The sequence below is a fragment of the Rhodoferax sp. U2-2l genome (assembly GCF_020594515.1).
GTDB lineage: Bacteria > Pseudomonadota > Gammaproteobacteria > Burkholderiales > Burkholderiaceae_C > Rhodoferax.
The window spans coordinates 1-8,135 of the sequence record NZ_JAJCTH010000033.1 but is presented as its reverse complement, the minus strand read 5'-3'; the positions used below and the strand labels follow the sequence as shown (position 1 = coordinate 8,135).

The window sequence follows — 8,135 nt, the reverse complement described above, 5'->3', positions numbered from 1 at the left end:
ATTGCAGACTTCCAAATTTCCCCACAGCAGTCATCTAAAGTCGTTCGAACTGTTCACCAGAAACCGATGCAGCGGACGAAGCAGAACCGACAACATTGGTTCAGCTTGAGTCTCGGTCATTGAGCCTGCAAATTTAGGCAAGCCACGCAACGCAACAGCATCAACCTGTAGTTGAACGATTTTCAGCAACAATCCAATTATGGAATGCACGATGGGGGCCATGCTCTCTGCCGCTTGTTGGCGCCCAAACATGGAAATCATCAAGCTTGAGTACCGGATTCTGAAAGGGTGTGACAAGTCGCCCTGTGAGTAGATCATCAGCCACGAGTGCGGATGGCCCGATAGCGATGCCCACGCCGTCGACCGCAGCCTGCAGCGCATAGTAAAGGTGTTCAAAACGCAGCTCATTCACTGGACGCAGTTCAGGTACCCCAGCGGCATTCAGCCAAGATGGCCATAGTTCACTCAGAGATTCTGCATGAAGTAGCGTGCATTGCAGGAGATCACCGAGTCTCAAGACAGGAGTTTTCTCCAGTAGCTTTGGACTCATGACCGGAACGCAGGTTTCGCTGAGGAACGGTACGCTGACAACCCCACCACGTTGCATACCCCCACGCCGGATCGCCACATCAAATGGCTCGATCAGTTGCTGTATTGGGACAACCGACGTAGTCAGTCGAATCTCGATGTCGGGATGCGCTCGCGCAAAAGCTGGCAGGCGCGCGATGAGCCACCGAATGGTGAAGGTCTGTGAGGCATTTACCCGCAACACACGCATACCTCGCTGCCCCGTCAGGCGCCCCGTCGCTAAAGCGAGGCGATCAAGCATGGCACTTGTTTCCACAAGGTACGTCTGCGCGTCCGCCGTCAAATCGACCCTGCGGTTGGAGCGCACAAACAGCGCAATGCCTAACCAGTCCTCCAAAAGTTGAACTTGCCGGCTGACGGCGCCATGGGTTACGCCGAGCTCGTCAGCGGCCGCTGTAAAGCTCTTCAAACGCGCCGCCGCCTCGAAAGTTCGGACTGCGTTGAGAGGGGGTAGCCGTCGATACATCAGTGAGATTTCCTAACGCGAATGACAGAATAACTCGTTTGTCAACGACGGAATAGTCAGAAACAATTGACAAATTGTCACAACCGATGAAAGTCTAATCCGTGTCCACTATAGCTACTTTGTCACCAGATTCCATCACCATTCGATTGTTGAAGGCCTCTGATCCGATATCGAATCTCACCGTCCTGCTACATCGCGCCTATGCCCGGCTTGCCCAGCAAGGATTGCGATACATGGCGACGCATCAGACCGACGAGGTAACCCGCGAGCGCGTTGAACAAGGGGAGTGTTTTGTAGCGGTCGCCGACGAAGCACTTTGTGGCACGATTCTGTTCAAAGAAGTCGGACGTACCGGTGGCTGCCATTGGTATGACCGTGACGATGTCGCATGTTTCGGTCAGTTCGCTGTTGAGCCAAAGTTGCAGGCAAATGGCCTGGGGCGCCGATTGATAGCGCTGGCAGAAGCACGCGCCGCGGCAACGGGAGCGAGGGAAATTGCACTCGATACAGCGGAATCTGCGACGCATTTGGTATCTTGGTACATGCGGCTTGGCTATCGCTTTATCGAGCATGCGCAATGGACTCACACCAACTACCGCAGTGTGATTATGAGCAAGACGCTCCAACGCAGCGTCATCGGTTGATCATGCTCAAGTTTCTGCATCTGTCAGATCTACATCTTGTGCCGCCAGGAGTTCGCCTCCACGGACTCATCCCCCAAGAACAGTTGGATCGCTGTGTAGACGATGTAATTCAGAAACATTCCCAGGCCGCCTTCTGCGTCGTCACGGGTGATCTTACGCATGGTGGCGACCCGATTGCTTATGGAGTCTTGCGTGAATGTTTAGCGCGCTTGCCAATGCCGGTGCACTTAATGCTAGGCAATCACGATGATCGCAAGGCCTTCCGAGAGGTGTTTCCCAATGTCCCGACGGACAGCCATGGCTTCGTGCAACAAGCAATCAGCACGACGGAAGGCCGCCTCCTATTGCTTGATACCAGCGAGATCGGCATGCCAGACGGTAGGCTCTGCGAGCGCAGGCTCGCATGGTTGAAGGATCGAATCGAAGAGCAGCCCGAGTCATTGCTTTTTCTATTTCTCCATCACCCACCGTTTCGGGTTGGTTTGCAGCGAATGGACAGCATTCGACTATTGAACGGCGACATACTCTTCGAGGTTCTTCGTCCTCATCTTTCACGCATACGACATTTTTTTGTTGGCCACCTGCATCGGATGATCGCGGGGTCGTGGCGCGGTATTCCTTTTTCAGGCGTCCGTGGCACAAGCCACCAAATTGAGCTTGATTTCAAAACTTCCAATGTGGCATCAGTCAGCTTTGACTCCCCTGGATATGGGGTGGTAATGGTGTCATCCGACAGCACTATTGTGCATTTCGAGGAGATCTCTCGGTCAGTAATGGGCACCTAATCTTTGAGCGTTGGGGTGAACTATCCACAGGGTCATTTCACGACTTTGGCCCACGATGACCCTGAATCCATAGAAATTCCGATCCATCCTTGGAAGGCAGCTTTCGCGGCGTACTTGACTTCCGACTGTACCGCGTGAAAGACCGCAGCCAGCCTCTATGCGCAGGAGACAACTATGCGCAGATGGTTGTTTGCGAATGTCGCCGGCCCCTCTGGCGGTGAGACTTCGGGGCCAGCGAAGTCTGCGCATAGTTATAGGGTCTGAAGGAATCGCATAAGTGAGTCGGGAGCTTTGTATCGGCTCATCTTGGTATTGGGTTCCTCCAGCCTCGCAAGGGCCCGCTCTTTCATCGCAAGGTCTGCCTCGACGTAACGGTGGGTGGTTGTCAATTTTTCGTGACCCAGCCAGAGAGCGATCACGTTGAATGGAACGCCTGACTGCAGCATGTGCATTGCGCAGGTGTGCCTCAGGGTATGGGGTGAGATGCGTTTCTTGAGAAGGTTGGGTTGCCCCTGGGCTGCGCGAGTTACCGCCAGTGCCAGACGTTGTGCGACGTTGGACCTGGACATTGCCTGCCCGTCGCGGTTGGGCACGAGAGCGGCTTCTCCGCGCAGCGACGGATTGAGCCGTAGCCACGCACGTATCTCCACGACGCTCGATTTCCACAGGGGTATTGATCGCAGCTTTCGCCCTTTGCCGTGCAGATGCACGCACGCACTGCCTTCGAGGACCACGTCGATGACGCGCACACCAATGATCTCGGAGACACGGGCGCCCGTGTTGTAGAGCAAGGCCAGCAGCAAGTGGTCTCGCTGAGAAGACCAAGTCTGCCCCGGCTGACCGAGTATCGCCACCATCTCCGCTCGTGTGAGGAACCCTAGCATCGGCTTCTCGAATCGCTTCATCGGCACAGCCAACGCCCGCTCGACATCATTGAGCGAAGCCACATCGCGCCGGGCCGCGAACTTGAGGAACGCGCGCAGTGCAGTCAACCGCAGGTTGCGGCTGCGTACAGCGTTATGCCGGTCCTTCTCAAGGTGGTCCAAAAAGGCCAGAATCAGCTCCGGCTGGATGTCTGAGAGCCGCATAGCCGTGGGTGCCTTGCCCAACTTGCGGCTGGCGAAGTCCAGGAACAGCATCAGTGCGTCGCGATAACAAGCTACCGTGCGCGCACTGACGGCGCGCTGCGCAAACAAATACTCGGTGAAGAACTGCTGGACCAAGGCGGGGAATGACGGTGGCTTTGGTGCGGTGGTCTTACTCATCATGCACCTGCGCCTTCGATGTAAATGACTCGAAGCGATTAGCGGCCAGTTCCATCATCTGTGGCACTGCCGACATGTACCAGTAGGTATTGCTCACCTTCGCATGTCCAACATATGTGGACAACGACAGCATGGCCTGGTCGATATCCACGCCCTGTGCTTGCCACTGCACGATGCGCCGGACGATGAAGGTATGCCTCAGGTCATGGATACGGGTGGTCTGGTGTGTTCCGCGGTTATGCCAGTCCAGTTGTTTGCGCAGTTCGCCGAAGACGCGGTGCACTTGGCGATCCCCCAGTGGCAGCCCCCGCCGCTGACCGCGTGTGCCGGTGAAGAAGGCACCATCTGGTTCAGATTGTTCAGCGCACAGATCGCGCATCCAGCGATACCGACGCAAGGCGTCCAATGTGCTGGGATGCATCGGTACTTGGCGTGACTTGCCGAACTTGGCTTGGTGAATGCTCAGCATCCCCGTCTTGAGATCGACATCACTGTTGCGTAGCGCCAATGCCTCGCCGATACGCAAACCGGTTGATGCCAGCAGGCCGAACAAAGTCTCATAGACGATACCCCGAAGTCCGGGCGCTGGACCGAGTCGACGCGCTGCAGCCAGCAAATCAACGACTTCCTGCTCGCTAAAAATGTGTGGAGTCTGGCGCTCGGGGAGACTTCCAAAGATTGTGTTGTCAGGCACCTCGGTGCGTGGCTCAAACTGCTGGAGCCATCGCATGAACATGCGCAACTTCTTGAGCCTTCGTGCCCATGTGTGGGGGTCTGCGCTGTGCTGACTGTCGCATCGTGCCCACTCGGCCATAACCTCCACCGTCAATGGCCCACGATGGCCGACGGCCTGGACACGGCGTGCGAAGCTATGCAGGGCCCACGCATCATTGTCCGCACCATATCCCAGGCGGGTGCGTTCAGCAAGATAGAGTTCGATGCGCGATTGCAGGCAAGTGCGCGCACTCATGCTGCGCTCCCTGGCCACGGCAGTGCCACCGCAGCGAGATTGCGACTGTCCAACTTGGCATAGATCATCGTGGTGTTCAATGATCTGTGGCGCAGCACATCGGCCACCTCCTTGAGTGATGAGCCCCCAGCAAGCAATCGGTTGGCCATGGTGTGACGCAGCAAATGCGACCGGGTGTAGGGCAGCGCTGCTCTGGCATAGGCTTGGCGGATGGTCTTGCGCACAAGATCGGGGCCAACGGGTTGGTCATGAGGTGCCATGAGGCGCACGAAGATGGCACGATTGGTGGTGTGGGGGCGCTCCTGCTTGAGGTACGCCGCGATGGCCTTCCCGGTGGAAGCAGGCAGGGGCAATACGTCTTCGCGCCCGCCCTTGGTTTTGCGCAGTGTCACGTTACCTGCGCGCCAGTCAATATCGTCCAGGCTGAGTCGGGCAATCTCACCGCTGCGAAGGCCAAGATCGAGCGCGCAGCGCACGATGGCATCAGCACGTCGCATTGATGGGCCGGGCTGCCCCAGTGCGTTGACCAACTGCGCGACTTCTTCGGTGGTCAACGTCTTGGGCAATGCGGACTGCTTCCAATTGGCCGGGTAAGCTATCGCGCTGGTCAGACCACCGTGTAAGTGGTCCCCGAGCGAAACGTGGTACCGGAAATACCCGCGCAGTGATGCCACGACCGAGGCCAGGCTGGAGGGCTTTCTGTATCTGAGCGCCTCGTGGACAAAAAACTGCCGGACCTGCTCTGGCGTTATCGCGCCAATGTTGATGGCGTCGCTGCCAAAGCGTTCAGTGAGCAGTCGCCCAATGATGCTCAGCGCCATGCTGCGGGTCTTTGGCACCAGGCCCCGCGCATGTTCCATGTACTCGTCGTAACGGCGTAGCTCCTCATCCACCGCCGTCGCACTGAGTGCCGCCGGTGCAATAGCGCCCTGAGACCGCAACACCACCAGCAGGTGGCCGAGTGCGGCGCTGTGATCCGACCGGTCATGATGGACCGGTGTAGCGCATTGGCAGTTCGGCAAATGCTCGTCAAGAAATTCGGCGACTGATGTCTCGTTGACCCTGTTCAAACGCAGCCGTTTGGTACGCGCCCATCGCGCGAAGTGCGCAATGGCAACCACGTAGCTGGCTGAGGTATGCGCAGCATAGCCATGCTGCGACAGATACTGCTTGAACGCATCGAAGTACGGTTCGATCGGCCCCTTGACGGGGCTGTCGGTGTCAATGTGAAGGGGGTGTTGAGTGATTCCCATGGTGATCTCCTGAAGTGGAATCACCAGTGAAACTCTATGCAATAACTATGTCCAGATATTCCGTTGGCCACCCAGCCGTGACCCGCATCCTGCGAGCCTGAGAGCCATCACAGAAAAACCAGCTGCGCATAGTTGTCTCCTGAGCATAGAGGCTGAAAGGGGTAGTACAAATTTTCAGATAGAAGGCATTGGTGCACCGGTCATTATTTCGTAAACAGGGCGCCTAGGAGCAATGACCATGGCATTCCAAATGCTCCCGCAAAAATGAACCAGATGAACATGCGTTTGGCGATGACGCCATATCGAACGCGTTCGTCCGTGCCGAGAAACCAAGTTCTGCTTAACGGCTCGTTGTCGCTACCAATGACGAGAAAGTACCCCGGCAACCCGAGAAATGTCACGAACGCCAACAACCATAGCAAGTTGTTCGACAGGGCCGATTGGGCTAGTTGGTTGTCCATCCACATCTCAAATGGCACCAGGCCAAAGACCGTCCATGCCCCAGCGATGACCGCAGTCGATTGAGTCGCTTTGATGTTCATCGGTTCGCCTTCGCTGCTATGCGGGTGCCCGTCCAACCATCCAGATTGCCAGCCAGCGGTCACTCAAATCCAAAGGTTTAGCGCTTTAACGTTGGAGGCCAGGCGCAGCCGCAGGCTGCCCGCCCTGGGTCGACCCGTTAGGCCCCGCTAGTTGACCTCCGTGCGGCGAGCAACCCTATGCCTGCAACTCCCAGCAGCGACCCACAGGTACGGTTGAATATCTGCTGTCGACGAGGCTCTGAGAACCACTTGCGCAGATGGCTTCCCATATACGCATAAGCCGCAATCGCAATCCATTCCAAACCAAGAAAAAGCGCACCAAGTACAGCAAACTGTGGCACCGCAGGTTTTGACATATCTACGAATTGAGGAAGAAAGGCAGTGAATATGAGAATGGCCTTTGGATTACCCGCAGCTACCAGAAATTCTTGGCGTGCAAGTGAAAAAATGCTTTGCCGTGAGTCAGCACGTTTAGTACTTTCGTTAGCGGGAGCGGCCCGCCATAACTGGAATGCAAGGTAGAAAAGATACGCCGCCCCGACGACCTTGACTGCGTAAAACAAAATCTCCGAAGTCTGAAGGACGGTGGCAAGACCAGCGGCAGCAATAGCGATCATGCCGACGAACGCGATGAGCCGACCGACTCCAGCGACTGAAGCGGACCAGAAGCCATAGCGTGTCGCATTTGATACGGAAAGAAGGTTGTTTGGGCCTGGTGCCATATTCAGAGCGAAGCACGCAGGAATAAAAAGAAGAAGAGTACCAGTGGTCATGGTGTGCTTTGTGTGTTGTCTAAGGAGGCTACAAAAAACAACTGTGTTTGCATCGATTCTAGGCTGCAAGCCGGTCTTATCCCAAACTGGAGGAACTCACTGAACGTCGGCTTCCGCTGCACAACAGCAGTCGACCTCAGATCCCAGCTGCCACGATGTCCATCAACTGTTTTCCGATCAGCCAATGTCCGACATAGTTTGTTCGCGCAGCTTCAAGCACAAAGCTCAATGCACACACATTTAAGCAAAAGGTGGCTGGCAATAATCTGATGGGTCAATCGGCGCAGTGTTCCTGCTCCCATCGCACGGTCATGATCGTAGCTGCCTTGAGTCCAAATGCCCGGTGATAGACACCTGGTCCCCAGATCACATAGTCTCCCATTCGCTGCAGCCTGTATGTGATCGTGGCATTTTTCGGGAAAGTCGAATCGGCGCTGAAGTCAATCCTGAAATCGCTTAAATTGGAGACCAGCACAGACATAGTTCTTCCGGTACTCACTGGTTTGTCTTGACCATCCGGATCCCCTGCTAGATGGGAAAACCACTTGACGCAGAGCCCTGTAGACAGAGTGTCGCTTGGAATGTGCCGCAGGTCATATGGCTCATGCTTGCTCCAGTGGCTGAACCCAATGATCCAACCAGTACCATTCGTATCGAGGGTCCCTGCATTTCCGAATTCAACTGGCAGAGGTGACATGGGACTTGGGAACATGGGTGTGCTGGAGGGACAGTGGTAATTCTGACGGGTATTACTTCTGGTGACAACCCCCATCTGGAAATTTGACTGCGGGTCCGTTTACGCCGCAAAACGGCAGTCAGCGTCAGGCTGTTATGTACATCTCTACATAA

Annotated in this window: 9 protein-coding genes; 2 read left to right on the top strand and 7 right to left on the bottom strand. The window is 55.9% G+C overall.

Annotation, left to right across the window (positions count from 1 at the left end; genetic code table 11):
* Positions 1-160 precede the first annotated feature (160 nt).
* Complete coding sequence (gene gcvA / locus LHU53_RS19490; RefSeq protein ID WP_227334448.1) at positions 161-1,054, bottom strand: transcriptional regulator GcvA; 894 nt, start codon at positions 1,052-1,054, stop codon at positions 161-163.
* 101 nt (positions 1,055-1,155) lie between these two features.
* Here gcvA and LHU53_RS19485 point away from each other — a divergent pair, with 101 nt between their 5' ends.
* Together LHU53_RS19485 and LHU53_RS19480 are read left to right on the top strand one after the other, a co-directional pair.
* Positions 1,156-1,698, top strand: coding sequence for a GNAT family N-acetyltransferase (locus LHU53_RS19485; protein ID WP_227334447.1), 543 nt, complete (start codon positions 1,156-1,158; stop codon positions 1,696-1,698).
* Between the two features lie 2 nt (positions 1,699-1,700).
* Positions 1,701-2,483, top strand: a complete 783-nt coding sequence (locus tag LHU53_RS19480; protein WP_227334446.1) for a phosphodiesterase — start codon at positions 1,701-1,703, stop codon at positions 2,481-2,483.
* A 251-nt stretch (positions 2,484-2,734) separates the two neighbouring features.
* Here the strand turns inward: LHU53_RS19480 and LHU53_RS19475 are convergent, their stop codons facing one another.
* The 6 genes from LHU53_RS19475 to LHU53_RS19450 form a co-directional block, all read right to left on the bottom strand.
* A complete protein-coding gene (locus LHU53_RS19475) occupies positions 2,735-3,748 on the bottom strand; it encodes a tyrosine-type recombinase/integrase (RefSeq protein WP_227334445.1) in 1,014 nt (337 codons plus the stop codon).
* Positions 3,741-4,718: a tyrosine-type recombinase/integrase gene (locus LHU53_RS19470; protein WP_227334444.1), complete on the bottom strand. Its 978-nt coding sequence runs from the start codon at positions 4,716-4,718 to the stop codon at positions 3,741-3,743. The genes LHU53_RS19475 and LHU53_RS19470 overlap by 8 nt, the downstream gene beginning before the upstream one ends.
* Entirely contained in the window at positions 4,715-5,971 is a 1,257-nt protein-coding gene (locus LHU53_RS19465) for a site-specific integrase (protein WP_227334443.1), read from the bottom strand. Before LHU53_RS19465 ends, LHU53_RS19470 begins: the two co-directional genes overlap by 4 nt.
* A 203-nt stretch (positions 5,972-6,174) precedes the next feature.
* Positions 6,175-6,513, bottom strand: a complete 339-nt coding sequence (locus tag LHU53_RS19460; RefSeq protein WP_227334442.1) for a hypothetical protein — start codon at positions 6,511-6,513, stop codon at positions 6,175-6,177.
* Positions 6,514-6,650: 137 nt separating this feature from the next.
* Positions 6,651-7,286, bottom strand: coding sequence for a LysE family translocator (locus LHU53_RS19455; RefSeq protein WP_227334441.1), 636 nt, complete (start codon positions 7,284-7,286; stop codon positions 6,651-6,653).
* Between the two features lie 274 nt (positions 7,287-7,560).
* Complete coding sequence (locus tag LHU53_RS19450) at positions 7,561-7,767, bottom strand: hypothetical protein (RefSeq protein WP_227334440.1); 207 nt, start codon at positions 7,765-7,767, stop codon at positions 7,561-7,563.
* Positions 7,768-8,135: the final 368 nt, after the last annotated feature.

Excerpts from the sequence above, each read along its gene's own strand:
- gcvA (WP_227334448.1), bottom strand. The coding sequence starts at position 1,054 with ATGTATCGACGGCTACCCCCTCTCAACGCAGTCCGAACTTTCGAGGCG.
- LHU53_RS19480 (WP_227334446.1), top strand. The coding sequence starts at position 1,701 with ATGCTCAAGTTTCTGCATCTGTCAGATCTACATCTTGTGCCGCCAGGA.
- LHU53_RS19475 (WP_227334445.1), bottom strand. The coding sequence starts at position 3,748 with ATGAGTAAGACCACCGCACCAAAGCCACCGTCATTCCCCGCCTTGGTC.
- LHU53_RS19470 (WP_227334444.1), bottom strand. The coding sequence starts at position 4,718 with ATGAGTGCGCGCACTTGCCTGCAATCGCGCATCGAACTCTATCTTGCT.
- LHU53_RS19465 (WP_227334443.1), bottom strand. The coding sequence starts at position 5,971 with ATGGGAATCACTCAACACCCCCTTCACATTGACACCGACAGCCCCGTC.
- LHU53_RS19460 (WP_227334442.1), bottom strand. The coding sequence starts at position 6,513 with ATGAACATCAAAGCGACTCAATCGACTGCGGTCATCGCTGGGGCATGG.
- LHU53_RS19455 (WP_227334441.1), bottom strand. The coding sequence starts at position 7,286 with ATGACCACTGGTACTCTTCTTCTTTTTATTCCTGCGTGCTTCGCTCTG.
- LHU53_RS19450 (WP_227334440.1), bottom strand. The coding sequence starts at position 7,767 with ATGTCTGTGCTGGTCTCCAATTTAAGCGATTTCAGGATTGACTTCAGC.